The organism is Rhizobium sp. WW22 (assembly GCF_047041135.1).
Lineage (GTDB): Bacteria > Pseudomonadota > Alphaproteobacteria > Rhizobiales > Rhizobiaceae > Rhizobium.
In genome coordinates, this window is the sequence record NZ_CP178198.1 from 1651103 (window position 1) to 1677389 (window position 26287).

Sequence of the window (26287 nt, forward strand, 5' to 3'; positions counted from 1 at the left end):
TCCCTTGGCGCCTGCGAGGAGCGCGCTATGCGGACTTTGGATCAGCGATAACGCATTAGCCGCCCGTGGGTTGTAACATATTTGACATCTCCGGCGAATGGAAAAATCCACCACTTTGTTTCCCTTTTGTACCCTTTACCTCTTCACATCTGCGCGATCTGTCGCCATATTCGCCTCATGGCCAAATCATCGAAAAAATCCCCCGCCCCGACCGGTTTCGAAGAGGCGCCGCAGGCACCGTTTGAAGGTGCGCCGCTCAGCGGCAGCGTTGCCGATTGGGTGAAGCAGCTCGAAGCCGATGCGGAAGCATCCGGTGTCGAAACCCAGCGCGAGATCGCTTCGAAGGCCGGCAAGCACCGCAAGAAGGTGGAGATAGCTGCATCCAAATCAGGGCGCGGCACATCGATGGGTGGATCGACCGATCCGAAAACGCGTGCCGCTGCCGGTCTCAACCCGGTGGCCGGTCTCGATATCGCGCTTGAAGACGCCGACAAGATTTCGCGCGAAGGCGTTACAGCCACCGTCGAGGCGCTATCGAAGCTAATCGAAAGCGGTAATCCTCTCTTCAAGGACGGCAAGCTCTGGACGCCGCACCGCCCTGCCCGGCCGGCGAAATCCGAAGGCGGCATCCGGATCCGCATGGATTCGGAGTATCAGCCCGCAGGCGACCAGCCGACGGCGATCCGCGATCTTGTCGAGGGATTGGAGAATGGCGAGCGCAGTCAGGTTCTGCTCGGCGTCACCGGTTCAGGCAAGACCTTTACCATGGCCAAGGTGATCGAGGCGACACAACGCCCCGCCGTCATCCTGGCGCCGAACAAGACGCTGGCGGCACAGCTCTATTCCGAGTTCAAGAATTTCTTCCCGGACAACGCGGTCGAGTACTTCGTCTCCTACTACGACTATTATCAGCCGGAAGCCTATGTGCCGCGTTCGGACACCTTCATCGAGAAGGAAAGTTCGATCAACGAGCAGATCGACCGCATGCGCCACTCGGCAACGCGCTCGCTGCTGGAACGCGACGATTGCATCATCGTCGCATCGGTTTCGTGCATCTACGGTATCGGCTCGGTCGAAACCTATACGGCGATGACGTTCCAGATGAATGTCGGCGACCGGTTGGACCAGCGTCAGCTTCTCGCAGACCTCGTGGCGCAGCAATACAAGCGCCGCGACATGGATTTCATCCGCGGCTCCTTCCGCGTTCGCGGCGATACGATCGAAATCTTCCCGGCCCACTTGGAGGATGCCGCATGGCGCATCTCCATGTTCGGCGATGAGATCGACGCCATCACCGAATTCGATCCGCTGACCGGCCAGAAGACCGGCGACCTGAAATCGGTGAAGATTTACGCCAATTCGCACTATGTTACGCCGCGCCCGACGCTGAACGGCGCCATCAAGGCGATCAAGGAAGAGCTGAAAATCCGGCTGGCCGAGCTGGAAAAGGCCGGACGCCTGCTCGAGGCGCAGCGCCTGGAACAGCGCACGCGCTACGATATCGAGATGCTCGAAGCCACCGGCTCCTGCGCCGGCATCGAGAATTATTCGCGCTACCTGACTGGCCGAAATCCCGGTGAACCGCCGCCGACTTTGTTCGAATATATCCCTGACAATGCCTTGCTGTTTATCGACGAAAGCCACGTCTCGGTCAGCCAGATCGGCGGCATGTACCGAGGCGACTTCCGGCGCAAGGCGACGCTCGCCGAATACGGTTTCCGTCTGCCCTCCTGCATGGACAACCGGCCGCTGCGCTTCGAGGAATGGGACGCCATGCGCCCGGATACGATCGCGGTTTCGGCAACGCCAGGCAGTTGGGAAATGGAGCAATCCGGCGGCGTCTTCGCCGAACAGGTCATCCGCCCGACCGGCCTCATCGACCCGCCTGTCGAAGTGCGCTCTGCCCGCACGCAGGTCGACGACGTGCTCGGCGAAATCCGCGAAACCGCCGCCAAGGGCTATCGCACGCTCTGCACCGTGCTCACCAAGCGCATGGCCGAGGACCTGACGGAATATCTGCATGAACAGGGCGTGCGCGTGCGCTACATGCACTCGGACATCGACACGCTGGAACGCATCGAGATCATTCGCGATCTTCGCTTGGGCGCTTTCGACGTACTCGTCGGCATCAACCTGCTGCGCGAGGGTCTCGACATTCCGGAATGTGGCTTCGTCGCCATCCTCGATGCCGACAAGGAAGGCTTCCTGCGCTCGGAAACGTCGCTTATCCAGACGATCGGCCGTGCCGCACGTAACGTCGACGGCAAGGTCATCCTTTATGCCGATACCATTACCGGCTCGATGCAGCGGGCGATGGACGAGACCAGCCGCCGCCGCGAAAAGCAGATGGCCTACAACAAGGAACACGGCATCACGCCGGAATCGGTCAAGGCTAAGATTTCCGATATCCTCGACAGCGTCTACGAGAAGGACCATGTCCGCGCCGATATCGGTGGCGCCTCCGGCAAGGGCTTTGCCGATGGCGGCCACCTCGTCGGTAACAATCTGCAGGCCCACCTCAACGCGCTGGAGAAATCCATGCGTGATGCCGCTGCCGACCTGGACTTCGAAAAGGCGGCACGGCTGCGCGACGAGATCAAGCGCCTCAAGGCCGTCGAACTCGCCGCCATGGACGATCCGCTCGCCCGCGAGGAAGCGAAGAGCCTCGAAAGCCGCGGTTCTTCATCGAGCAAACGTGCACCGCCAGCGCCAGATACCTCCCGCTCCTATTTCGCCAAGCCGAGCCTCGACGAAATGGGACCGGGCAGCGATGCCGGCACGCCGCTCTTCCGCAAGAATACATTGGACGAGATGACTGTCGGCCGCACCGAAAAGCCTGTCACAGGCAGAGTGCCGGACAAGCCAATCACCCGGGCAAAGCCGGGCGTCGGCTCCTATGAGGACCCGGTGGACGAGAAGCAGCGCAAGGGGCGGACAAAGGGCAAAACGGGACGGCCCGGGCGATAAGGCGACCGCGATTGTCGGATATCTGCCGCCCGGTGCTGCCGATTTTATGAAGGCTGAGGCCTGCGAGCGTGGAGCAATGCCTTGCTGACGAGGCTGCAACCGCTACATGGCATTATATGAGAAGGCCCATGGGGAGACGGAAGGCGCTTGAGCGCGTACCGGGCCGGTGGGAAGCGATAGCAAGCTGGGGAGAAAGACCGATGTCCGAGCCTTTGATCGTCCGTCGCGAGACCCATGTCTCGGCGCCGCCTGCCGCAATATTCGCACTGCTGACCGATCCAGAAAAGATCCTGCGCTGGATGGGCACGGAAGCCCGGACGGAGCCGGAGCCTGGCGGCATCTATCTCGTCAACGTCACCGGCGCCCGTGCCGCACGCGGCACTTTCCGCGAAGTCGTTCCGGTTCATCGCCTCGCCTATAGCTTCGGCTGGGAAGGCAGCGAGGAGGTGCCTCCCGGATCGAGCCTTGTGGAGATCGACCTGATCGAGCAACCCGACGGGACGCTGGTGCGCCTCACTCATACCGGCCTGCCGACGGTCGAACAATGTGAAGCGCACGCAAAAGGTTGGGCGCATTATCTCGACCGCATGGCAGCGGTGGCCGCCGGACGCGATCCTGGCCCCGACCCCATGCGTGGACACGACGGCAGGAACTGATGACGTTTTAAGGGCGGCGTCATCGGGCTCGATGCTCGATAGCCGCGATATCACCGCCCGGCGACGGCCATTGCTTATGGCATTTTGCTTTCAAATGCCGTTGGCATGGCCACACGGGCACGGATGACAGCCGGCAAGCGTCATGGCATGATCGCCGCATGGATTTGCCCGCTCCCCTCGCCTGGCTGGTCGACGAAGCCGGCACCTCGCCCAGCCCCGAACGCTTCCTGGCCGATCTGGGCGGACATCTATTGGCCGCCGGCCTCCCGCTTGCCGGCGGCGCGCTGACGCTCGCCGCGCCGCATCCGATCATCACGCAGCATACGTGGCTCTGGCGCGCCGAGACCGGAGCGGTGACCGAAGCTCTCGGCTTCGCCGGCACGGCGCTCGGACAGGCCGGTCGCGATTGGCTCGGCGATCTCGGCCCGATATGCGAGGAAACGATCGGGATCGCGCCCGGCAATTCCGTGCTTGCCTGGGCAAGCATCCGGCCGTTCAGCACCTCCGAAGCGGAAAACCTGCGCGAGATCGCCCGTTTTGCCGCAGCCCCCTTGGCGGGATTGGCCGCACGCGCCACTCTATCCACCCTGCTCGAAGCCTATCTCGGCCGCAGAAGTGCAGCGCGCGTGCAGGCGGGCGCGCTCAGCCGCAACAGCGGCGAGACCATCCGCGCGGCCCTGCTCTGCGCCGATCTGCGGGATTTCACTGCTCTTTCCGAAGCGACGGAACCAAGCGTCGTGATCGCGGCGCTCGATGCTTGGTTCGACCGCGTCGCCGGCGCCGTGCATGCCTTCGGCGGCGAAGTGCTGAAATTCATGGGCGATGGCGTGCTGGCAATCTTCCCCATGAGCGGGACACCGAAGGAAGCCTGCGAGGCGGCCTTGCGCGCCGCCACCGCCATCCGCGCCGGCATGGCGCATCTCGACGCGACACGGACAAGCCAGGGCCTGCCGCCGCTCCCCTTTGGCGTCGCGCTGCATTTCGGCGATATGCTCTGGGGCAACATCGGCGCCGCCGACCGCCTGGACTTCACCGCCATCGGCCCCGCCGTCAACCTCGTCAGCCGGCTGGAGGGCCTCTGCAAGCCGCTGGGACACAATATCCTCGTTTCGGGGTCGGTCGCAGCCGAGACGACGATGCCGCTGTTGGCCTTGAGGCGTCATGAACTGCGTGGGATTGCCGAGCCTTGCGCGGTGTTTACGCTGCCCGAAAAATGAATAAAAAGCACGACCCAAGCATATTTCAAAAAACTACGAGAATCTATTAATTTCCACTTGAATTGAAACAAAGAGCTCATCAAGGCAGATTTGCTGAAGTAGAAACCAAGGTTCATCGTAAGATGAGAGTTTATTTCCCATCAGATCTTCATCTAGAAATTTTTCAAGAACGTTATTAATATTCCCCTTAAGTTTTAAATGATTAACGTTATTTCTAAAAACTCTTATTCTATTAAGTGAATTGAACATACTTGGAAAGTGCGTTTTCAAGTTGTTGAAAAAATACTTTGTCCCATGATTTTCATCAATAGTTTCATTTAAGCAAATATTTATTTCTGTTATAAATTCTGAAAATTCAGACCAATTATTCACGATTTTTATCGATGATATTCTGTGACTTTCGGGTAAATGATAACCCCCATAAGGAGAATCTTGCCCCCTATCAATGGTCTGTCGCAGGAGGGTTCTAAACTCTGAAATCAATCCTGCCTTTCTTCTAGACAGCCAAATATTTCTGTCATTGGCAGGAACAACTTTGCGTAATTGAATCTTGCCGTTTAACCGCGCATATTCGCTTGCTATATAACGCTGCAAGACGGGAATCTTAAAAGTTGGTCGAGAAATACCGTCACTTTTCAGAATACCATAATCATTTACATGCTTAATCCATTCTGGCTGCGTAGCAAATTCAAAAAAATCTGCAACATTGCCTGTCGCGAGCATTTCAAGAATCTCATATTCTTCCGGATAGAATTCTCTTAATTCCGACACAATATGTCTGCAGTAAAATTGAAGCTCTCCATCTCGCCGCGTCTCCTCGGTCTTCAACATCTTATCAGTGATTTGAACCGGCCTTAAATCTCCTCGCGATATCAGTCCTTGATTGGTATAACTGCACGCCATCCGAGTTAGTAGTGGATGCCCGCCATACCGAAAGAACAAATAGTCTGTGGCCGACTCGTCAAAATTCATGCCCATTTGCTTACCGATACGAGTAACCATGGTTCTGGTTTCTAGCGCATCAAGACCCGTCAGCATGTGAGCTCGCACGATGCCAAACATCGGATTTTGTATCTTATTGACAAGATCAATTTCCGTGACAAGCGGATTTACTCCAGCAACGATGAAAGACAATCGACGAATTTCACTTTGAAGTGACCACATTATTTGCCAAAAATCGATAAAATCATTGGACCAATGAGTATTCTGAATAGAAAGAGGGCTAATGAACTCTATTTCGTCAAAGATAATACATATATTCCTGTTATCGGAGCTTTGTATAAGTTTTCTCATTCGCTCTATAGGATCGTCGTCTTTCTTTATATTTTTCTTACCCATCTCAATACAAACTTCATCGCATATATAGTTTAGAAGCTCATCCCATGAGCAAGATCTTATATTTCTTCGCTTGCAATCCAAATACACGCAATATGCAATTTTGTTTTCGTCAATAGTTCTCTTAAGCTTATAGAGAATAGATGTCTTTCCCGTTTTCCTAAGCCCAAATAAACCTCTATTTTGAGATTTCTTGATAGAATCAATAAATATATTGACCGTATTATTTCGACCAAAAAAATACATATCTTTGTCTAGAGGAAGTTGGTAATCGTATATATCTCTAGAAAACAAGATGTCTGACATCTTGTTCCTAATATACCAACGGTCTAGTTTATTTGACTCTAAGGAGTCGACATCTATTACTATGGGAGTTCTGAATTGAGGGTGATCGACCAGATAGTTATCTAACCATCTTTCTCCGTTTAAATCTCCAGTTATTAGAAAGAAAACTAAAGGGTTCGCTCGAAGATTATATGGAGCCTGGGAGAAGGCGCTTTCCACAGCTTGCATGGTCCTTGGCTGTATTGTTGTATACGGGGAATATATAAGGAGTATTTCATCAGTAAATCCAAACGTTCCTCTCATCTCTGAATCTGGATTTAAAAGGAAGCAAACCAGTTTAGTATTATAGTTATTCAGTAGCTTCGCGTGATTGATATTAAAATGATATGTAAACGGAAAAACAATATTGCGATACTCAGGGTGCACCCGGAAAAAAGTCTCCTCCACGTCCCTGTTAATATTACCCATAGCCAAATCTCCCACACGCATGGATACAACGAGGAATTTAGTTACAAGTCAACGGTTTCAATTCATTCAAATATTAGAATACAAGAACAGATATATTCAAGTACTCAACTAGTGGATGCTCTCAATTCGTGTTGCTGAAGTTCGTATTCGTTGTAGGCAGCAGCCCCAACCCCTTGAAATTCCCACCCTATCCCACCCGTTTCCCACCCCTGCCCTAATATTGCCCCTTGCCTTTTTCCACAAACCCTGTCACCCATATGCATGCTCGGGCATTTGCATGCCGGTGACTGGACTGATTTGGTGATCCGCTTGCGGCAGGCAGCGGTTGGGTCTTCTGACCCGCGCAGACGTTCTTTCCCCGTACGTGAACTTCTCGACTGGCTTTCGCATGTTGCGGAAGCAAAGCCGTCCGGGTTCATCCGGATAAACTAAGACTGATGGGTAAAGGACTATCCCCCATGGCCACCAAGGGCACCGTAAAATTCTTCAACCAGGACAAGGGTTTTGGTTTCATCACTCCTGACGGCGGCGCGAAGGACGTTTTCGTCCACATCTCCGCTCTTCAGGCTTCCGGCATCCAGTCGCTGCGCGAAGGCCAGCAGGTCACCTTCGACACCGAGCCGGATCGCATGGGCAAGGGCCCGAAGGCTGTCAACATCCAGGCTAACTAAGCCCCGGGTGACTGCCTGAATAAGGTTTTCGGACGGCGCGGTGCAAACCGCGCCGTTTTTCGTTTGATCTTTTTTCGTTTGCTGGATGAGGTTTGCAACGAGTTCGAGTCCTATCTCGCCCTTGGCGGGCGAGATAGGCCCCCTCAAGCGCTGACCCGCTCGGAATCCGCGCTGAAATCCACCGCCGCGAAGGCGGCCGCAATCACCTCCGGCCCAGCCCCCGCCTTGTTGGCATCGGTGGACAGGATCTGGCGATAGCGGCGCGAGCCCGGCAAGCCGGTGAAGAGGCCGACCATGTGCCGCGCGACATGCTGCAGGCGGCCACCGTTGGCGATGTGGCGCTCCACATAACCCATCATCCGGTCGCGCAGTCCGTTCCAGTCGGCCTCGGTAGCCGGTTCGCCAAAGAAGCGATGGTCGACGTCAGCGAGAATGGCGGCATTCTGATAGGCGGCGCGGCCGAGCATGACGCCGTCAACGTGAGCCAAATGCGCCTCGGCTTGATCCAGCGTCTGAATGCCGCCATTGATGCCGATGAACACATCGGGCCAACGCTGCTTCATGCGGTAGACGATGTCATAATCAAGCGGCGGTATTTCGCGGTTCTCTTTCGGCGACAGGCCCTTTAGCCAGGCCTTGCGGGCATGGATCCAGATCGCGTCTGCACCGGCATCGAGCACGCGCGTCATCAGCTCCGGCAAGGCCTCTTCCGGCTCCTGCTCATCGACGCCGATCCGACATTTCACGGTGACAGGCGCCTTCGAAACCGCCTTCATCGCCGCAATGCAGGATGCGACCGTCTCCGGCGTCAGCATCAGGCAGGCGCCGAAGGTGCCTGACTGCACGCGATCGGACGGGCAGCCGACATTGAGATTGATCTCGTCATAATGATACGCCTCAGCAATCCGCAAAGCCTCGGCAAGCTTGGCCGGATCGGAACCGCCGAGCTGCAGCGCGACAGGATGTTCGGCAGCATCATGCCCCAGCAACCGGTCGCGCGGCCCGTGAATGATCGCATCGGCCACCACCATCTCGGTATAGAGCAATGCATGCCGGCTCATCTGCCGATGCAAGTATCTGCAATGGCGATCCGTCCAGTCGATCATCGGGGCAACCGCAAAGATCTTGCGGCCAGTTTTCAGCGCGTCGCTATACATGGGAAACCTTTCTGATCCGCGCTCTACACCAAATCCCTCAAAAAGGCCAGTTTTCGTGGCAGTCACAATGATGCTAGTTTGCCGGACGGAGTCGGAGGGCAACAGGCCTTCTCGAGAAAGAACAAGAGTTTCGAAAGCCCATATGAACGCCCCATTGACGACAGTCATTCCGCCGCCCGCCCCTGTCCTTCTGCCGATCGAAGGTGAGACCGAGTTTTTCCCTGTACGCCGTGTCTATTGCGTCGGCCGCAACTATGCCGACCACGCCATCGAGATGGGTCATGACCCCACCCGCGAACCGCCATTCTTCTTCCAGAAGAACCCCGACAATCTGCTGGTCTCGAGCGATTTCCCCTATCCCGCCCTGTCGTCGGACGTGCACCACGAAGTGGAGCTTGTCGTGGCGTTACGCGGCGGTGGCGCGAACATCCCGGTCGAACAGGCCCTGGATTGCGTCTATGGTTATGGCGTCGGCATTGATTTCACCCGTCGTGACCTGCAGGGCGAGGCCAAGAAGCTCGGCCGCCCCTGGGAAATCGGCAAGGCCTTCGATCATTCGGCACCCATCTCCGCGCTCATACCCGCCACCCACGTCGGCCATCCAGACAAGGGCGGCATCTGGCTGATGCGCAACGGCGAGGCCGCACAAAGAGGCGACCTCTCGCAGATGATCTGGAAGGTGCCTGAGATCATCGCCGAGCTTTCCAAGCTCTTCACGCTCGCGCCGGGCGATATCATCATGACCGGCACGCCCGCCGGCGTCGGCCCCGTTGCCCGCGGTGATCGGATCAGCTGCGCCGTCGATGGCGTCGCCAATCTTGTGCTGAACGTCGTCTGACCGAGGAGGATCGACCATGCCGCTCTACGCCCTTGCTGGCTCGACGCCGAAAACACCCGAGCCGGGCCGTTACTGGATCGCGCCGGATGCCAGCGTCATCGGCAAGGTCGAAATCGGCGAAGATGTCGGCATCTGGTTCGGCGCGGTGCTGCGTGGCGACAATGAGCCGATCGTCGTTGGCAAGGACACTAATATCCAGGAAGGCACGATGGTCCATACCGATCCGGCCTACCCGACCACCATCGGCGAAGGCTGCACGATCGGCCATCATGCCATCATCCATGGCTGCACCATCGGCAACAACTCCTTGATCGGCATGGGCGCAACGATCCTGAACGGCGCGAAGATCGGCAACAATTGCCTCGTGGGCGCCAATGCGCTTGTCACGGAAGGCAAGGAGTTCCCGGATGGCTCGCTGATCGTCGGCGCACCGGCAAGAGCGATCCGCACGCTGGATGAAGCCGCGATCGAAGGCCTGCGCCGCTCCGCCCGCAACTATGTGGCCAACTGGCAGCGCTTCGCACGCGATCTTAAAAGATTGGATTAGAAATTTCTAATAACTCCATGGCGAGTATGAAATAAACGGCGATTCGCAGATCAAGCGGCGCAATTGGCGCAATGACCGCGAATTTCGATGGTCGACTTTTCCGCCTTGAACTTCTGCGATTTCAGCCAGTCCATCAGCCGATGATCCACCTCGTGATCGTGAAACTCGATCACTTGGCCGCAGCTTTCGCAGATGGCGAAGGCGACGAGGCCATGGCTATGGCAATCCTCATGCGGATGGGCGCAGGCGACGAAGGAATTGATGCTTTCGAGCCGATGCACCACGCCATATTCCAGCAGCTTGTCCAGCGCGCGATAGACCTGCAGCGGCGCGCGAAAGCCCTGATCGCGCAGCTTGTCGAGAATGGTATAGGCGCTGAGCGGCGCTTCCGCCTTGGTCAGGATATCGAAAACGAGAGACTGGTTCTTGGTGAGCATCGGAGTGGTCATGATGACTGTCCTCTCTGTTGCGCCGCTGGCGTGCCGCTCCTGCGAACAAGGGGCAGCAGACTGATGATAAATAGAACGAGCGCCGCAACCACGATCGACGGGCCGGACGGCGTGTCGTAGCGCAGCGACCCGAATAGCCCGCCGACAACGGCGATAGCGCCGAGCAGCGAAGCAAAGATCGCCATCGTTTCCGGCGTGGCGGCAAAGCGGCGTGCGGTGGCCGCGGGGATGATCAGAAGCGCGGTGATAAGCAGGATACCGACGATTTTCATGGCAATCGCGATCACCACGGCCATCAGCAGCATGAAGAACAGCCTTGCGCGCTCCGGCCGCAACCCTTCCGCCTCGGCAAGTTCGGGATTGACGGTCGAAGCCAGCAGCGGCCGCCAGAGCCAGGCGATTGCCGCCAGGACGAAGATGCCGCCGCCCCATATCACCGCAATGTCCGACTGGGTGACAGCCAGAATGTCGCCGAAGAGGAAAGCAATGAGATCGATCCTCACCCAGCTCATGAAGGCGACGATGACCAGGCCGATCGCCAGCGTCGCATGCGAGAGGATGCCGAGCAGCGCGTCAGCCGACAGCGCCTGCCGCCGCTGCAGGAACAGGAGCAGAATCGAGACAAGTGCAGCAACGGCAAAAACTGACAGTGTCAGATTAAGCTGAAACAGCAGCGAGAGCGCCACGCCGAGCAGCGCCGAATGTGAGATCGTATCGCCGAAATAGGCCATACGTCGCCAGATGATGAAACAGCCGAGCGGCCCGGTCGTCAGCGCCAGCCCGACGCCGGCCACGACGGCGCGCAGGAAGAAATCGTCAAACATGGCGTTCTCCCTTGCTGTGGTCATGATTGTGATCATGGCCATGATGGTGACCATGATCGTCATGTTCATGATGGTGGTGGCCGTCGTCGGCATGGCAATGATCTGTTATCGAGCCGTCAGCATGTTGTACGCGGCCATCAGGCAGATGCGTGTGGTCGTGATGATGGCTGTAGATCGCCAGGGATTGTGCCGCCCGCGTACCGAACAGCTTTACATATTCCGGGCTCTGGCTGACGGTCTGCGGCGTGCCGCGGCAGCAGACATGGCCGTTCAGGCAAACCACGGTATCCGTGGCCGCCATGACGACATGCAAATCATGTGAAATCAGCAGGATACCGCAGCCCTGTGAATTGCGGATGGACTTGATGAGATCGTAAAGCGCGATCTCGCCGTTGAAATCCACGCCCTGCACGGGCTCGTCCAGCACAAGTAGATCGGGCTTGCGGGCGATAGCGCGCGCCAATAGCGCCCGCTGGAATTCGCCGCCGGAAAGATGCTGCACCTCGGCCTTGGCAAGATGCGCGATGCCGACGGCTTCCAGCGCCGCGATCAGCTCACGCTCCGGCAAAGGTCCCGTCAGCGTCATCAACCGCTGCACGCTGAGCGGCAAGGTCCAATCGATCGCAAGCTTCTGCGGGACATAGCCGACCTTCAGATTGGCAATGCGCTCCACGCGCCCTTCGTCCGGTTTCAAGACGCCGATTGCCGTCTTGGCGCTGGTCGACTTGCCGGAACCGTTGGGGCCGATCAGCGTAACGATCTCGCCCCGGCTCACGGAGAAATCGACCCCACGCACCAGCCAGCGGCCGCCGCGTCGGACGCCGACATCATGGAGCGACACGAGCGGACGGCTCTTGCTGTCTATGGAGGAAAGCATGAAATTTCCAATTGCACTATTGCGCCATGCTATCGCACACGTTATAGCATAACGCAATTGATGTAATAACATAACAGACCCATTCAAGGGCATTTCTGGCATGAACGCAGCAAAAACTCTTCTTCCCGTGGCGGCCTCACTTTTCCTTTCCGGCCTGCTCGTCGGTACGACCGCAACCGCAGCCGATGCGCCGAAAGTCGTCGTTTCCATCAAGCCGATCCACTCGTTAGTCGCCGCCGTCATGCAAGGCGTGGGCACCCCGAATCTGATCGTCGATGGTGCTGCTTCGCCGCATACCTACGCGCTGAAGCCCTCGAATGCGCGCAGCCTTCAGGAGGCGAAAGTGGTCTTCTGGGTTGGGCCGGGCATGGAAGCCTTCCTGCAGAAACCGCTTGCCGCACTCGGTTCCAATGCCACCATCGTCGAGCTTGACGATGCGCCCGGCATTACCAAACTCAAGTTCCGCGAAGGCGGCGCCTTCGAACCGCATGACGACGGCGATGAACACGAAGCCAGCGACGATCACGCCCATGGACACGACCATGATCATGGCGAGTTCGATACTCACCTCTGGCTCGATCCGCATAATGCCAAGGCGATGGTCTCCGAGATCACCACTTCCCTGGTCGCGGCGGACCCCGTCAACGCCCTGACCTATCAAGCGAACCAGAAAGCTCTGAACGACAAGCTCGACGCTCTCGATACGGAAATCGCCTCGACCCTCGCCCCGGTGAAGGACAAGCCCTTCATCGTCTTTCACGATGCCTACCAGTATTTCGAGCACCGTTATGGCGTGCGCGTGTCAGGTTCCATCACGGTCAGCCCGGAAACCATTCCGGGGGCGCAGCGCGTCGCCGAGATCCACAGCAAGGTCGCCGACCTCGGCGCAACCTGCGTCTTTGCTGAGCCGCAATTCGAACCGAAGCTGGTCAACGTGGTGCTCGAAGGCACCTCCGCAAAATCGGGAACCCTCGATCCGGAAGCTGCAACGCTGCCGCAAGGGCCGGATCTCTATTTCGACCTGATGCGCGGCATCGCGAGCTCCCTCAAAGCCTGTCTTTCAGCGCAAGGCTGAACATCGCCGAAGGAAGCGGGCATGCTGCTCGCTTTTTTCACCACAACATATGTAATGATATTACATTACAAAGGAAGTTGTCATGAACAAGAAGCTCCCAGTCACCGTACTCTCCGGTTTTCTCGGCGCCGGCAAGACGACGCTGCTCAACCATATCCTCAACAATCGCGAGGGCCTGCGCGTCGCCGTGATCGTCAACGACATGAGCGAGGTCAATATCGATGCGGCACTGGTGCGCGATGGCGGCGCAAATCTTTCCCGGACGGAAGAGCAACTCGTCGAAATGACCAATGGCTGCATCTGTTGCACGCTGCGCGACGATCTGCTGAAGGAAGTCCGCCAGCTCGCAGAGCAGGATCGCTTCGATTATCTGCTGATCGAATCCACAGGCATAGCCGAACCGCTGCCCGTCGCCACCACCTTCGAGTTCCGCGACGAGGATGGCAGCAGTCTTTCCGACGTTGCCCGGCTCGATACGATGGTGACGGTCGTCGATGCTGCCAATCTTCTCGCCAACTATGGATCGACGGATTTTCTTGCCGATCGTGGCGAGACCGCCGGCGACGGCGACAACCGGACCATCGTCGACCTCCTAGTCGAGCAGATCGAATTTGCCGATGTCGTCGTTCTCAACAAGGTCGGCGCGGCGACGGCAGAGCAACGCGACGCCGCCCGAAAGATCATCGTCGGCCTCAACCCCGATGCACGTCTGATCGAAGCCGACTTCGGTGTGGTGGAACCATCGGAGGTTCTAGGTACCGGACGCTTCGACATCGATCGCGCCGAAACCCATCCGCTGTGGTACAAGGAGCTGCACGGCTTCAAAGATCACATTCCGGAAACGGAGGAATATGGCATCCGTTCCTTCGTCTATCGCGCGAAGAAACCGTTCGACCCTCTTAAATTCCAGGCCTTTCTCAATCGGTCATGGCCGGGTGTTATTCGCGCCAAGGGCTTCTTCTGGCTCGCGACCAGGCCCTATTATGTCGGCGAGCTGAGCCAGGCCGGCGCGCTCGTCCGGACGAGCAAGATGGGCCTCTGGTGGGCAGCCGTTCCGCAAGACCAGTGGCCGCATGATCCGAGCTTCAAGCGTGCCCTGGCGCCTTATCTCGATCCGATATGGGGGGATCGCCGCCAAGAGTTGGTGTTCATCGGTGCCGATCCGATGAACGAAAAGCATCTCACGGCCGAACTGAACGCCTGCCTGATTGAGGCGGACGGCTTCACGCCAGAACGCTGGCGGAACCTGCCCGATCCCTTTGCCAGCTGGAACATGACCGCAGCATGAAGAAGACGAAACCAATCAGATTCCAATGCCATTGTTTCGAATGCAGCTCCGATGACGAGCAGACCGATGATAGATCGAGCTCCGGTACGAACGAAACGGATCAGGCCGGCATAAAACCAGGCGAAGAGGAGCATCGCCTGATCACGGACGTGATTGGAAAATTGCTGTTTGGTGCCTGAACGGCAGGTTCAGGCCACCAACATGCCCGCAGGAACGGCGATGATCTCATGCATGACCAGCAATGCGCCGATCACTTCTTCTTTGGCACGCAACGGGGTAATGGTGCAGCGAAACACCTTGCCGGGTTCGATCTGCCGATAGGAGGGATAAAGACACTCCACCTTTTCCCCGGCAAAGCAGGCATCGAGCTTCGCCTTCAGACTGATCTCGAAATCTTCCGAACCGATGAATTCCGAGATGTGACGCCCCACAAGCTCCATCGACTTCGATTTCAGAAATTCCGAATTGGCGGCGTTGCTGTAAAGATAGCGATAATCTCGTGTGACGACCGCGACACGATTGGGCAGGCTGTCCAGAATGACATCATTCAGAACGCTGCCTTCCTCAAAGCCGAGCGTATCGTCCCGGTCGATTTTCTCGCTCGAAAAGACTCGGAAAACTTCGCCCGCTGCTTCGCTCGCACCGCCGAAATAACGATCGATCAGTGCCGAAAGCGACGCAGAATTGCGCAGGACCCGCGAGCGATCATCCGCTTCTTCGCGGATGAGATTGTTCATGAACTGGAGCTGCATGTAAATTTCAAGCAGACTCACGGCCTTATAGGCCAGGATAGCTGCGATAAGGGGCTCTAATTCACGATCGAGCGATGCCACAAGCTCGTCGTCGCCAAGTTTTATCGCACGCTGAATCTGACTACATTTCATGGAGAAGGCATGAAAGAGTGCCAGCAAAATTGCCCTCCTGTCCCTGACCACAACAGGACGCAGGGGCCTCGATTCCCGGCGCTGCCATGCCCAAGGATATTCAGCTTGGTGTCCGCATTCTCACCAAACTTTCTATACTGTGAATTAACATGACTTATCCCCACTTTCAATCGGGATGAGCAGAAGTTCTCGCCAAAGGAGAACTTTATGAAAAACAAGGCTTATAAGCACAATGACTGGATGCGGGCACGCACATGGAGCTGCGGCCAACCCAGGGGGAAACGAACCTAGAAGACGCTCTTCTTGATATTCCAGCGATCATGATACCACAGCCATTGCTCGGGATTTTCCCTCACCCAGCTCTCTACCTTGTCGTTCAGCAGCTGTGCCGTTGCGGTCAAATCGAGTGCGCCGGCTTCATTGCGAGGCATCTCAAGCTTCGGCTCGATCTCCAGCCGGTAGCGATTGTTAGGCAGGCGGATGCAACGGGCCGGATAGACTTCGCAATTGAACTGGCGCACGAGCTTCGGGAGCAGCGGGTTGGTCTTCACGTCGCGACCGAAGAACAACGTCTTCAAACCTTTACGGAATTTCTGGTCGACCAGCACACCGACGCCACGACCGGCCTCAAGCTCTCTGGCAAGCGCGAACGACGAGCCAGCGTGTGATGGCACGAGATTGCCCATACGCTTGGCACGAAAGTCGAAAACCTTCTGAGCGACATAGGGATTGTTCGGCGGACGAAAGAGCACAGTCACCTTCAGACCAAAGGCGGCCCCGGCGACCGGCAACAGCTCGAAGTTGCCGGTATGCCCGGTAAAGACGATGAACGGGCGCGGATTGTCCCGGAGATCGAGAAAGATCGGAATGCCGGAAACTTCGATGCGGCCAGGCTTGTCGCTAAAGGGATCGAAGTCGAAAAGCCGGTCGAGAAAGACATATTCCGCCGCCAGGCGCCCCATATTGCCCCAGCTCGCACGTGCGATCTCTTCAATCTCCGCCTCGGTCTTTTCCGGAAAGGCATTACGCAGATTGGTCAGCATCAGCTGATGCCGGCGCATGCGCGGGCCGATCTTGCGGGTCAGGCGATCGGCAAAGTTGATACCCGCATCCGCCGGAAACAATTTCAGGAAATTCAGGAAGCCGAAGATGACCTGCGCCACCAGCCACTGCTGGAAATTTCTGAGCGCAAGGACAATCCGGGTGATGAAAAGCTTCACGCGGCTCAGTCCATCTTCAGGATGATCTTGCCGAAGATCTGGCGCGATTCCATCCGCTCCAGCGCTCGGTCGATGTCAGTGAAGCTGACCTCGGTATCGATCACTGGGTGAACGAGACCCCGCGCCATCTTCTGCATCGCGTTGGCCATATTCTCCATGCGGCAGCCGAAAGATCCGAGAAGCTTCAGCTGCTGCTGGAACAGCATCATCAGGTTCATTTCGGTCGAAACACCCGATGTCGAACCGCAGGTGACGAGACGACCGCCGCGCTTCATGCAGAGCATGGAGCCAGCCCAGGTATCCTTGCCGACATGCTCGAAAACCACGTCGACGCCCTTCTTCTTCGTCAGCTTGCGCACGACGCCCTCGAAGCGGTCGGTGCGATAGTTGATGACGTGATCGGCGCCCAAGGCCTTGGCTTTCTCGATTTTGTCGTCGGAGCCGACCGTCGTGATGACCGTGCAGCCGATCTTCTTGGCAAGCTGAATGGCAGCCGTACCGATACCCGAGCCGCCGGCATGAACGAGGATCGTTTCGCCGGGTTCGAGCTTGGCATTGTCAAACAGCATGTGCTCAACGGTGCCGAAAGTCACCGGAGCAAGAGCAGCACCGATAGCATCGACGCCGGGCGGTGCCGGAACAAGCAGACGAGCCGGAAGATTGACCTTCTCCTGTGCGAAGCCATCGAGATGGAAACCGTGCACGCCGCCGACATGTTCGCACAGATTGTCGCGTCCTTCGCGGCAGTGGCGGCAAAGGCCGCAGGTACGCGCGCCGTAGATCGACACGAGCTGACCCGGCAGCACATTGGCAACGCCCGGCCCGATCGCTTCCACGACACCGGCAGCTTCTGCGCCGATGACCAGCGGCATCTTGCGCTTGGCAAAGGCCATGCCACGCCAGCCCCAGACGTCGATGTGATTGAGAGCGACAGCCTTGACGCGCAAGGTCACCTCACCCGCACCCGGCGCCTCCGGCTCCGGCAGATCGGTGATCTCAAGTTTGCGGTCGTCGATCAGTTGCAAAGCACGCATGGCAAAGTCCCTCGCCCCTCGGGCGCAGTTGTATTCTGTTTTTCAGATGTCCGCTTAAGCCGGTTCAAGCGCCATGACAAGGCTGGCGTTCTGCCCCCCGAACCCGAAAGAGTTCGAAAGGACAGCATTCACCTGCTTTTCACGCTTCTTGTTCGGCACCACGTCGAGGATGATCGACGGGTCCGGATTGTTGTAGTTGATGGTCGGTGGCAACGTGCCGGTCAGCATCGTCTGCAGCGAGAACACGGCCTCCACAGCGCCAGCGGCCGTCAGAGTATGGCCAATCATCGATTTGTTCGACGAAACGGGAATGGTCGGAAGCCGTTCGCCGAAGACGGCGGACATAGATCCATATTCCATCTTGTCGTTTTCGGGCGTCGAGGTGCCGTGAGCATTGATGTAGCCGATATCGCTCTCATCCATGCCCGCATCGGCAAGTGCTGCGCGGATCGTCGCGATCGCCGGACCGCCGTCAGGCGAAGAGCGGGTGCGATGGAAGGAGTCCGCCTTGTCGCCGGCGCCCTTCATGATGCCGAGGATCTTGGCGCCGCGTGCAACAGCCGCCTCCAGCGATTCCAGCACCAGCGTCGCCGCTCCTTCGGCAATGACGAAGCCGTCACGATCCTTGCTGAACGGCTTGGATGCCTTGGTCGGCGGATCGTTCTGCGTCGACAGCGCCGAGAGCAGCGAGAAGCGGATCAACGCCTCCGCGCTCAGGGATCCGTCGGTCGCAACCGTCAGTGCCCGCGTGGTGCGACCCTGACGGATCGACTCAATGCCCAGCTGAATGGCCGTTACGCCCGACGCGCACGCCGTCGACAAGGTTACCGGCAGGCCACGCGTGCCAAAACGGTCGGCAAGGCGCTCGGAAATGGCGCCGAAAAGAGCGGCTTCATGGAAGGCCGGATCGGGGCGCTGGCGCATGGCGGCAAGGAAGCGCTCATATGCATCGCCCTCGTGATCTGCCGGAGGAGAACGGTCGGCCAGCTCGAAGCGGGCGCTCCATTCGGGTTCGATCGGCGGCGCAGCCAGGAAGAGCGGCGCGTCGAAATCGCCGGAAATCCCCGCCTGGGCCAAAGCTTCGATAGTCGTTTCACGGGCAAAAGCATAGGAGCGCTCGACAGCGTTCGGAACGGGGATATCGATGAAATCCACCGTCCCGGCGATCCGCGTCGAAAGTCCGTCCGTCGGGAAGCGCGTGATGCCGTGAATGCCTGACGTGCCCGAAGAAAGAGCGTTCCAGTTATCCTGTAGCCCCTGCCCCAGCGACGTGATGATCCCCATGCCGGTGACGGCGACGATCGGACGTCCGAGATGATCCTTGTAAGCGGTCATGTCCTGTTCCTCACGCTTCGGCTGACAGTACGGCGATACCTTCACCGCGCGCATGGCCGACGGTTGTTACCACGGCATTGCGTGCGCCCGTCGCCATCGGCTTTTCATTCGCGGCATCGAAGGGCGGCACCTTGGCTTTATTGGCGACGGCCAGTGCCGCAAAGGCGAGCCCGAGCGGAAACTGGCCTTCCAGCCCATGCCCGGAAACGCCGGAATAGCCACGGATGGCCGCCTCCGGAAGCTGTGCTTCGATCACGGCTTTTTCGCGCTTGGCGAGATCGGGAATTGCTGTCGTACCGGAGAAGACGACCGTCGCATCGCCAGGCGCCTGCTTTGCGGGTGCGAGCATGCGCTCCAGCCGTGCTTCGAGCTTGCCTTCGTCACGCCGGCCGCGATCGCCCTCGACCGCATCGATCGTCGCATAGATATGCGCGCCGCGAGCTTCGGCGTGCGCACGCGATTCAAGAACGAGGAAGGCGCCAGCGAGCCCATGATCATGCCACCGCCATCTTCCGGCTTGCGCGACCAGACAGGATGCCAATCACCGATAGCATGCGCATTGATGGACTCGATCAGCAGGATCATGTCGAGGCGCTCGGCGGAAAATGCGCCGCCAACGAGAGCATGGCTCGATTCACCGGACTTGATGCGGTGGAACGCGGTCTCGACGGCCGAGATACCGGAGGCTTCTTCACCCATGAAGGTGCGCGACGACCCCGTGACCTTGTGCACGATTGAGATATTGCCGGCGAGCAGGTTCGAAAGCTGCGCAAGGAACAGCGTCGGCCGCAATTCGGTCGTCAGCTTCTCATTCAGCAATAATTCGCGGTCGTTGCGCTTCAAGCCTTCGTTGACGATCAGCGTATCGACATTGGTATCGCGCTCGCCACCCCCGGCCGCGACGATCATGTCCATGGTGCCGCAGGCTTCCAGATCGTCCTTGAAACCGGCATCGTCGAGCGCCAGACCGGCGGTGAAGACGCCGATGCGCTGCCAGTTTTCCATCTGCCGCTGATCGCCACGCTTTGGAATCTGCTGCGACCAATCGATCTCAGGCAGGGGATGCACGGGATAGGGCTTGAACTTCTCGGTTTCGACGATGGTCGCCGGCGCTTTGTCCGCCTTCAACAGGGCAACATGCGCGTCCTTGCCAACGCCTTGGCAGGTAACGATGCCGATACCCGTTATGACCACATCATTCTGAGCCTTGCTCATTCATCAATCCTCTTCGAATGCGGCGCCGAACAAGCCGGCAGCATCAACCGTTGGCGGCGATGGCGTCGAGAAGTCCGACCTCGCCTGCCCGCTTGCGCACGATATCGCCGAGCGGCACCTCATTAAACGGCATGGTCCGCAGCTTCAACTGCGCATCGCAGACCTTCTTTCCACCGATGGTGATGCGCGCCTTGGTGACAGCAAAGCCCGAGCCCTCGTGCTCCAGATCGGCTTCGATATCGAGTTCGGCTTCAGGCTCCACGAAGGTCCGCATCTTGGCGCCATCGACCGACATCAGGAATGGCATATAGGCAAATTTTGTCGCCGCAAGCACGAGCATGCCCGAAGCCTGCGCCATCGTTTCGATAAGGAGAACGCCGGGAACCAGCGGCATGCCCGGGAAATGGCCTTCGAAAACAGGGCTTTTGGCCGGAACGACGGAATGAGCCTTCAACCGGCCCTTGGACAGATCGACAGATTCGACCCTGTCGATCATCTGGAAATATTCCAGCAGCATCAACGCCTCCGATCCAACTCGGCAACAAGGAACGTGCCGGGCGGGATACGCTATTTAAGAATAAAACCGCCCGGCCGCCATATTCATGGGCGGCTGGGCGTCAAAAAAATGCAAGGATGTCGCTCAGCCCTTGGCGGCGCGCAGCTCATCGATCTTGGCGCAGAGATTCTTCAGCACGAAGTACTCTTCGGTCGAGACCTTGCCTTCGTTGACTTCCTGCGTCCACTTCTCGAGCGGGATCTTGATGCCGAATTCCTTGTCGATCGCGAAAACGATATCCAGGAAGTCCAGGCTGTCGATGCCGAGGTCGTCGATCGTGTGGCTATCCGGGGTGATGGTGTCACGGTCGATTTCGCTGGTTTCAGCGATAATGTCGGCAACTTTGTCAAATGTAGCAGTCACTGCCCATACCTCTTGAAATAATAATTCAATCCCCCTCATAGGGAAATCCATTCCAAAAGCCAATGGTTTCCACCAGAAACCCCGGCAATTTGGCAAGCCACTGTTGCGCAAACAGCAAAATGACCGTCGCGTCATACCTGTGAAATCGCGCGCGACGTGGACGCGGGATATGGCAGCATTGCGGCCGAACCGCAACGGCAGAGCGTGTCTATTCGCCAGAGATCATTCGCTGATCACGATGCGTGTATTGTGAAGCCCCGCGTCAGCCGCCATGGCAAAGAAGGTGGCGGCATTGCGGGTATCGAGCCGAACGCAGCCATGCGATGCCGGCCGGCCGAGCCGCCGCACCTCATAGGTGCCGTGAATGGCATAGCCGCCGTTAAAAAATACGGCGTAGGGCATCGGGGCATCGTCATATTTCTTCGAGCGATGATCCTTGGACAGCCATTTGGCCGTGTAGGAGCCGATCGGCGTCACATAACCTTTGCGGGCCGTCGACACTCGCCAGCGATACTTCAGAGCTCCATCCTCGGAAACGGTCATTGTTTGCGATCGAAGATCGACCACCGCGACAACAGTTCCGGCACGAGCCGAAACAGTACTGAATTGCATACATAGACATGCCGTTACTGCTAACGCGATACGCTTCATCTTGCCCCTCCGACCGTTTGCTTCCTTTCGAAGCAATTCAGACGATGAGAGAGTCTATCGCTATGCCAATTATACCAGATTAATACATATAGTGAGCGATTGCTTAATTTAGGGACGCTCACAAGAGCAGCAGGAAGCCAAGGAAAGCGAGAAGCGTCAGCATCGAGCACGCGGAATAAAAGATGGAAATACCCGCTTCGACGTCACTCACGGTCGCCGTATCCCGGCCGGCACCGTTGATCATTGGCTCGCGCACGAGCTCGCCGCCATAGATTCGCGGGCCGGCAAGCTGGATGTCGAGGGCACCGGCCATTGCCGCCTCTGGCCTGCCTGAGTTGGGCGAGCGATGCAGCCCGCCGTCGCGGACGGCGATGCGGATCGCATTTCCAAGCGCGGAGATTCCCCGCTTGGCCAAGGCTCCGGCGGCAATCAGCAGAATGGAGAGCCGTGCAGCCGGCCAGTTGGCGATATCGTCCAGCCGCGCAGCGGCGCGGCCGAAATCGACATAGGTCTCGGACTTGTGGCCGATCATCGAATCGGCGGTGTTGAGCATCTTGTAGAAAAACAGGCCCGGCAGACCGAAAACGCCGTACCACAGGGCCGGCGCGACGACGCCGTCGGAAAAGTTCTCGGCGAGGCTTTCGATGGCCGCACGGCAAATCCCAGGCTCGTCCAGTGTCTCGGGGTCGCGGCCGACGATGCGCGACACGGCAAGACGGCCGCCTTCCAAACCATCGGAGCGCAATGCCCGCGACACCTCACCGACATGATCGGCAAGGCTCTTCTGCGCCATGAAAACCGCCACCAACCCCGCCTCTACCAATATGCCGAGCCAGCCGAAAAAGGCGAGAAATCCATGAATAGCCCAGCCAGCGATGGCAGCGCCCATCAGCAACGCGACGATCGACATCAGCCCATTACGACGGCGAAGAACGCCCGGCAGATGCTTTGCATTGAACCGTTGATCGAAAGCCGAAATCGCCTTGCCGAACAGTACGACAGGATGCGGAAAGCGCTGCCAAAGCCAGTCGGGATCGCCGACGAAGCGGTCAAGCAGCAAGGCAAGGACCAGAATGAGCAAATGTTCGTCGGCGGTCATGTCGAATAATCCTCTAATACCCCGGCGAGTCTTTCATCTGCGGCCTCATCAGGAGCGAGTCCGAAGCGCAGCCAATTGCGGGCGTAATCGAACTTGCGGACGAGAATATGATGACGGCAGAGATGCGTATATATGCCTTCGGCGCGGTCGTCTGCAACCAATGCAAAAAGAGCAGTGCCTCCCGCTACATGCAGCTTCGAACGTTGCAGAACCGCTTCCAGCGCCGAATGCCGCTGGAGAATGCGGTTTCGGATGGCGCTTGTATCGCTTTCCATCAGGGAGGCGGCAATCGAAAGGGCTGGCCCCGAAACCGCCCAAGGCCCGAGCCAATCCTCGAATCTTGTCATAATCGAAGCTTCGGCAATCACGAAGCCGAGCCGAAGTCCGGCTAGGCCGAAAAACTTTCCGAACGAACGGAAGATGATGAGATTTGGCATCAAGGCGGCAAAAGGCGCCGTGCTTGCCGCCGGTTCGACGTCGCCGAAAGCCTCGTCCACCAGAAGAATGCCGCCTTGCTCGCGCTGCCTGTCATGCAGTTCCCGCAACTGCTCGATGGGCAGCACCCGCCCATCAGGATTGTTGGGATTGACGGCAACGACCAGCCTGTCGTCGACCGTCAGTTCGGCAATCGTCGAAACCTGGCGAACCTGCAAGCCGGCGAGCGTAAAAGCGCGCGCATATTCGCCATAGGTCGGCGAGAAGATCGCAACCCTGCCGCCCGTCACGAGCTTTGGAAGCAATTGAATGACGGACTGCGTGCCTGGAACCGGCAGCGGCAGAATATCGCCGCTGCGGTAATAGCTCCTCGCGGCTTCCCGCGCCCGCTCCTGCAAATGCTGGTCAGGCAACCTGTGCCAAGCCGCAACGGGGATTTCCGGCAGTGTCATCGGATTCGGATTGATGCCGGTCGACAGATCCAGCCATTCCTCCGGACGCCCGCCATATTGACGCGCCGCCGCGGTAATCCCGCCGCCATGGACGATTCTGGTGGTCATGCGGCTTCACCGGCTAGATCGATCAGATGCATGTAGGAGCCGGCGATATTGCCGCGTTGCAGACCGGCTGCACCAAGATCGGTATCGAGCGCATCCCTGACGGCAAACAGACGGTCCGCCTCGCCCTCCGATACGATGGTCGAATAATGAAACTCATGCGCCGTCATCGGCTTTTCGAAGAAGGAGTTGGCAAGCGGCACCACGCGTCGATAGCCGAGATGCCGCTGTCGTTTCGCGTAACTGGTAACGACGGGCAGGAGGCCCAGCATTTCGTGGCGCACGCCCGCCGCATCCACAAGCCCCTCGCCGAGCACCATGTACCCGCCGCATTCGCCATAAATGCGCACCCCACGCGAGGCCGCCGCCTTCACTCCATCCCGGAAATGCTGAGCGGCGGCGAGCTTTCCGGCGTGCAATTCCGGATAGCCGCCCGGCAGATAGATCGCATCCGTATCGGCCGAAGGAGCTTCATCCGCGAGCGGAGAAAAGAAGGATATTTCCGCACCGCGCCGCCTCCAGCCGAGCAGCATATGCTCATAGCAGAAGGCAAATGCGATATCCCTTGCCACCGCAATGCGCTGGCCGAACGGCATGAGCCGCGCGATATTGGCTGCGGAGGTGCGAATGAGATGCTGCTGTGCCGCCCGCAAGAGCAGATCGAAATCGCAGGCCTTCGCGACGACCTCTGCAGCCGCCTCGATAAACTGCTCGAGCGCCGCATGCTCTCCAGCCTGCACCAGACCAAGATGCCGCTCCGGCAATGCCAGGCTTGTATCACTGCGAATAACGGCAACGACGGGCATGCGCACCGCACTCAGCGCCTGACGCAGCATTCTCTCATGCCTGTCGCTGGCGACGCGATTGAGCACGACACCGGCAACGCGGATATCGGCGCGAAAATTGGCAAAACCGCTGACGACGGCCGCAACCGACTGCGACATGCGAGAGCAATCGATGACGAGCACGACGGAAAGGCCGAGCAAGGCGGCGAGATCGGCCGGCGTGCCCGTGCCGTCAGCAGCACCGTCGAACAGGCCCATCATCCCCTCGATCACGAGCATCCGTCCTCCGGCCCGGTGAAGCGCGGCATTCGCTGAAATCAGCTCGGCGCGCATGGCCCAGGGATCGAAATTGAGGCAGGGCGATCCGACCGCCGCTGCGTGAAACGCAGGATCGATATAGTCGGGTCCGGCTTTGCCGGGTGCAACCGCAACACCCCTGTTTCTCAATGCCCGCAGCAAACCAAGCGTAAAGGTGGTCTTGCCGGAGCCTGAGGAGGGTGCTGCGATCAGAAGTCCGCTCATGCCGGCACCTTGTGTCCGCCCTCGCCCGACCTTTCGATCGGTGACACCAGCGTGCGGCCGGAAAGCGCGCCGAGCCAATCCAGCGATGGACGCAACTTCACCACCTCGCCGACGACCACGATGGCGGGCGGCTCGAGACCGGACGCTTCGATATCTGCAAGCGCACGCCCGAGCGTTGTCTCCAGTACCTGCTGGGAGGGCGTCGCCGCATTGCAGACGAAGGCAACAGGTTCGTCCGCCGACCGACCGGCGGCAATGAGATTTGCACTGATCTGCGCGATGTGCTTCATCGCCATATACATGACGATGACGGGCGATCCCTTGCCGATCGCCTCCCAATCGATGGCGTCCGGTACGACGCCGGACGAATCATGGCCGGTCAGGAAGGTGACGGCGTGATTGACGTCGCGATGGGTAACCGGAATGCCGGCATAGGCCAAGCCGCCGATCCCGGCCGTAATGCCGGGCACGATGCGGAAGGGAATGCCGTGCTGAACGAGCATCAGCGCCTCCTCACCACCACGCCCGAAGACGAAAGGGTCACCGCCCTTGAGGCGCAGAACGCGCTTGCCGGTCCGCGCCAGTTCCACCAGCCGCAGGGAAATGTCCCGTTGCTTGGCCGATGGCTTGCCGCCGCGCTTGCCGGCATATTCCAGCGTAGCGCTCGGGCGGGCGAGCTTCAGGCAATCTTCGTTGACGAGCGCATCATGCACGATGACATCTGCCTCGGCCAACCCCTTGGCGGCCAGCAGGGTCAAAAGCCCCGGATCGCCCGGCCCGGCGCCGACGAGCCAGACCGACCCCGGCTCCAGGGCCGGCAGAGTGGAAAAAGCGGTATCGTTCATCCCATGTGTCCTATGCCCGGACGGGCGAAATTGCAATGTTGAGAACGGGATAAGGCGATCTCGATTCGACATCGCTCCCACTGCAAACATTACGTCACATACCCCGATCGGCATGAGCGGCAGCACGCTATG

Annotated in this window: 24 protein-coding genes and 1 pseudogene; 8 read left to right on the top strand and 17 right to left on the bottom strand. The window is 58.4% G+C overall.

Annotated elements, in window-relative coordinates:
• Positions 1 to 177 precede the first annotated feature (177 nt).
• From uvrB to ACK83U_RS08245, 3 genes are all read left to right on the top strand, one after another.
• Positions 178 to 2967: an excinuclease ABC subunit UvrB gene (gene uvrB, locus ACK83U_RS08235; protein WP_112606214.1), complete on the top strand. Its 2790-nt coding sequence runs from the start codon at positions 178 to 180 to the stop codon at positions 2965 to 2967.
• Between the two features lie 200 nt (positions 2968 to 3167).
• Positions 3168 to 3623: an SRPBCC family protein gene (locus tag ACK83U_RS08240; RefSeq protein WP_112606211.1), complete on the top strand. Its 456-nt coding sequence runs from the start codon at positions 3168 to 3170 to the stop codon at positions 3621 to 3623.
• Positions 3624 to 3781: 158 nt separating this feature from the next.
• Positions 3782 to 4840 (top strand): adenylate/guanylate cyclase domain-containing protein, encoded by a 1059-nt coding sequence (locus tag ACK83U_RS08245; RefSeq protein WP_112606208.1) that lies wholly within the window; start codon positions 3782 to 3784, stop codon positions 4838 to 4840.
• Between the two features lie 33 nt (positions 4841 to 4873).
• Here the strand turns inward: ACK83U_RS08245 and ACK83U_RS08250 are convergent, their stop codons facing one another.
• Positions 4874 to 6928, bottom strand: a complete 2055-nt coding sequence (locus ACK83U_RS08250) for a hypothetical protein (RefSeq protein ID WP_412474818.1) — start codon at positions 6926 to 6928, stop codon at positions 4874 to 4876.
• Between the two features lie 458 nt (positions 6929 to 7386).
• Here ACK83U_RS08250 and ACK83U_RS08255 point away from each other — a divergent pair, with 458 nt between their 5' ends.
• Positions 7387 to 7599, top strand: a complete 213-nt coding sequence (locus ACK83U_RS08255; protein ID WP_004109325.1) for a cold-shock protein — start codon at positions 7387 to 7389, stop codon at positions 7597 to 7599.
• A gap of 143 nt (positions 7600 to 7742) precedes the next feature.
• Here the strand turns inward: ACK83U_RS08255 and dusA are convergent, their stop codons facing one another.
• Entirely contained in the window at positions 7743 to 8741 is a 999-nt protein-coding gene (dusA, locus tag ACK83U_RS08260) for a tRNA dihydrouridine(20/20a) synthase DusA (RefSeq protein ID WP_412474840.1), read from the bottom strand.
• Between the two features lie 157 nt (positions 8742 to 8898).
• On the opposite strand from dusA, the gene ACK83U_RS08265 reads away from it, so the two are divergent.
• Together ACK83U_RS08265 and ACK83U_RS08270 are read left to right on the top strand one after the other, a co-directional pair.
• A complete protein-coding gene (locus ACK83U_RS08265) occupies positions 8899 to 9594 on the top strand; it encodes a fumarylacetoacetate hydrolase family protein (RefSeq protein WP_112605537.1) in 696 nt (231 codons plus the stop codon).
• A gap of 16 nt (positions 9595 to 9610) precedes the next feature.
• Positions 9611 to 10141, top strand: a complete 531-nt coding sequence (locus tag ACK83U_RS08270; RefSeq protein ID WP_112411850.1) for a gamma carbonic anhydrase family protein — start codon at positions 9611 to 9613, stop codon at positions 10139 to 10141.
• A gap of 50 nt (positions 10142 to 10191) precedes the next feature.
• Here the strand turns inward: ACK83U_RS08270 and ACK83U_RS08275 are convergent, their stop codons facing one another.
• Genes ACK83U_RS08275 through ACK83U_RS08285 form a run of 3 tightly spaced genes read right to left on the bottom strand, consistent with a single transcriptional unit; the run spans position 10192 to position 12291 of the window.
• On the bottom strand, positions 10192 to 10590 hold the full coding sequence (locus ACK83U_RS08275) for a Fur family transcriptional regulator (RefSeq protein ID WP_112334637.1): 399 nt from the start codon (positions 10588 to 10590) through the stop codon (positions 10192 to 10194).
• On the bottom strand, positions 10587 to 11414 hold the full coding sequence (znuB, locus tag ACK83U_RS08280) for a zinc ABC transporter permease subunit ZnuB (protein ID WP_112605534.1): 828 nt from the start codon (positions 11412 to 11414) through the stop codon (positions 10587 to 10589). The genes ACK83U_RS08275 and znuB overlap by 4 nt, the downstream gene beginning before the upstream one ends.
• Complete coding sequence (locus tag ACK83U_RS08285) at positions 11407 to 12291, bottom strand: metal ABC transporter ATP-binding protein (RefSeq protein ID WP_162708026.1); 885 nt, start codon at positions 12289 to 12291, stop codon at positions 11407 to 11409. The genes znuB and ACK83U_RS08285 overlap by 8 nt, the downstream gene beginning before the upstream one ends.
• Positions 12292 to 12391: 100 nt before the next feature.
• Between ACK83U_RS08285 and znuA the strand changes: the two genes are divergently transcribed.
• Both znuA and ACK83U_RS08295 read left to right on the top strand, forming a co-directional pair.
• Positions 12392 to 13366 (top strand): zinc ABC transporter substrate-binding protein ZnuA, encoded by a 975-nt coding sequence (znuA, locus tag ACK83U_RS08290; protein ID WP_112605528.1) that lies wholly within the window; start codon positions 12392 to 12394, stop codon positions 13364 to 13366.
• Positions 13367 to 13448: 82 nt separating this feature from the next.
• Positions 13449 to 14654 (top strand): CobW family GTP-binding protein, encoded by a 1206-nt coding sequence (locus ACK83U_RS08295; RefSeq protein WP_112605525.1) that lies wholly within the window; start codon positions 13449 to 13451, stop codon positions 14652 to 14654.
• Positions 14655 to 14842: 188 nt separating this feature from the next.
• On the opposite strand, the gene ACK83U_RS08300 is transcribed toward ACK83U_RS08295, so the two are convergent.
• The 12 genes and pseudogenes from ACK83U_RS08300 to cobA form a co-directional block, all read right to left on the bottom strand.
• The gene (locus tag ACK83U_RS08300; protein WP_112411847.1) at positions 14843 to 15565 is read right to left on the bottom strand and encodes a PAS domain-containing protein; all 723 of its coding nucleotides are present in this window, start codon (positions 15563 to 15565) and stop codon (positions 14843 to 14845) included.
• Positions 15566 to 15825: 260 nt separating this feature from the next.
• Complete coding sequence (locus ACK83U_RS08305) at positions 15826 to 16758, bottom strand: lipid A biosynthesis lauroyl acyltransferase (protein WP_112605519.1); 933 nt, start codon at positions 16756 to 16758, stop codon at positions 15826 to 15828.
• A 5-nt stretch (positions 16759 to 16763) separates the two neighbouring features.
• Entirely contained in the window at positions 16764 to 17792 is a 1029-nt protein-coding gene (locus ACK83U_RS08310) for a zinc-binding dehydrogenase (RefSeq protein ID WP_112605517.1), read from the bottom strand.
• A 54-nt stretch (positions 17793 to 17846) separates the two neighbouring features.
• Entirely contained in the window at positions 17847 to 19127 is a 1281-nt protein-coding gene (locus tag ACK83U_RS08315) for a beta-ketoacyl-ACP synthase (RefSeq protein WP_112605514.1), read from the bottom strand.
• A gap of 10 nt (positions 19128 to 19137) precedes the next feature.
• A pseudogene (locus ACK83U_RS08320) lies at positions 19138 to 20342 on the bottom strand (beta-ketoacyl-ACP synthase).
• A gap of 43 nt (positions 20343 to 20385) precedes the next feature.
• Positions 20386 to 20859 carry a 3-hydroxyacyl-ACP dehydratase FabZ family protein gene (locus ACK83U_RS08325; protein ID WP_015340190.1) on the bottom strand — a complete coding sequence of 158 codons (474 nt, stop codon included), beginning with the start codon at positions 20857 to 20859 and terminating at the stop codon, positions 20386 to 20388.
• 123 nt (positions 20860 to 20982) lie between these two features.
• Entirely contained in the window at positions 20983 to 21261 is a 279-nt protein-coding gene (locus ACK83U_RS08330; RefSeq protein WP_041677496.1) for an acyl carrier protein, read from the bottom strand.
• Positions 21262 to 21483: 222 nt separating this feature from the next.
• Complete coding sequence (locus ACK83U_RS08335) at positions 21484 to 21912, bottom strand: L,D-transpeptidase (RefSeq protein ID WP_112605511.1); 429 nt, start codon at positions 21910 to 21912, stop codon at positions 21484 to 21486.
• A 118-nt stretch (positions 21913 to 22030) separates the two neighbouring features.
• On the bottom strand, positions 22031 to 23011 hold the full coding sequence (cbiB, locus tag ACK83U_RS08340; RefSeq protein ID WP_015340193.1) for an adenosylcobinamide-phosphate synthase CbiB: 981 nt from the start codon (positions 23009 to 23011) through the stop codon (positions 22031 to 22033).
• Complete coding sequence (cobD, locus tag ACK83U_RS08345; RefSeq protein WP_112605508.1) at positions 23008 to 24006, bottom strand: threonine-phosphate decarboxylase CobD; 999 nt, start codon at positions 24004 to 24006, stop codon at positions 23008 to 23010. The genes cbiB and cobD overlap by 4 nt, the downstream gene beginning before the upstream one ends.
• Positions 24003 to 25310 (bottom strand): cobyrinate a,c-diamide synthase, encoded by a 1308-nt coding sequence (locus ACK83U_RS08350; RefSeq protein WP_112605504.1) that lies wholly within the window; start codon positions 25308 to 25310, stop codon positions 24003 to 24005. Before ACK83U_RS08350 ends, cobD begins: the two co-directional genes overlap by 4 nt.
• The gene (gene cobA, locus ACK83U_RS08355) at positions 25307 to 26155 is read right to left on the bottom strand and encodes a uroporphyrinogen-III C-methyltransferase (protein WP_112605502.1); all 849 of its coding nucleotides are present in this window, start codon (positions 26153 to 26155) and stop codon (positions 25307 to 25309) included. Before cobA ends, ACK83U_RS08350 begins: the two co-directional genes overlap by 4 nt.
• Positions 26156 to 26287 lie beyond the last annotated feature (132 nt).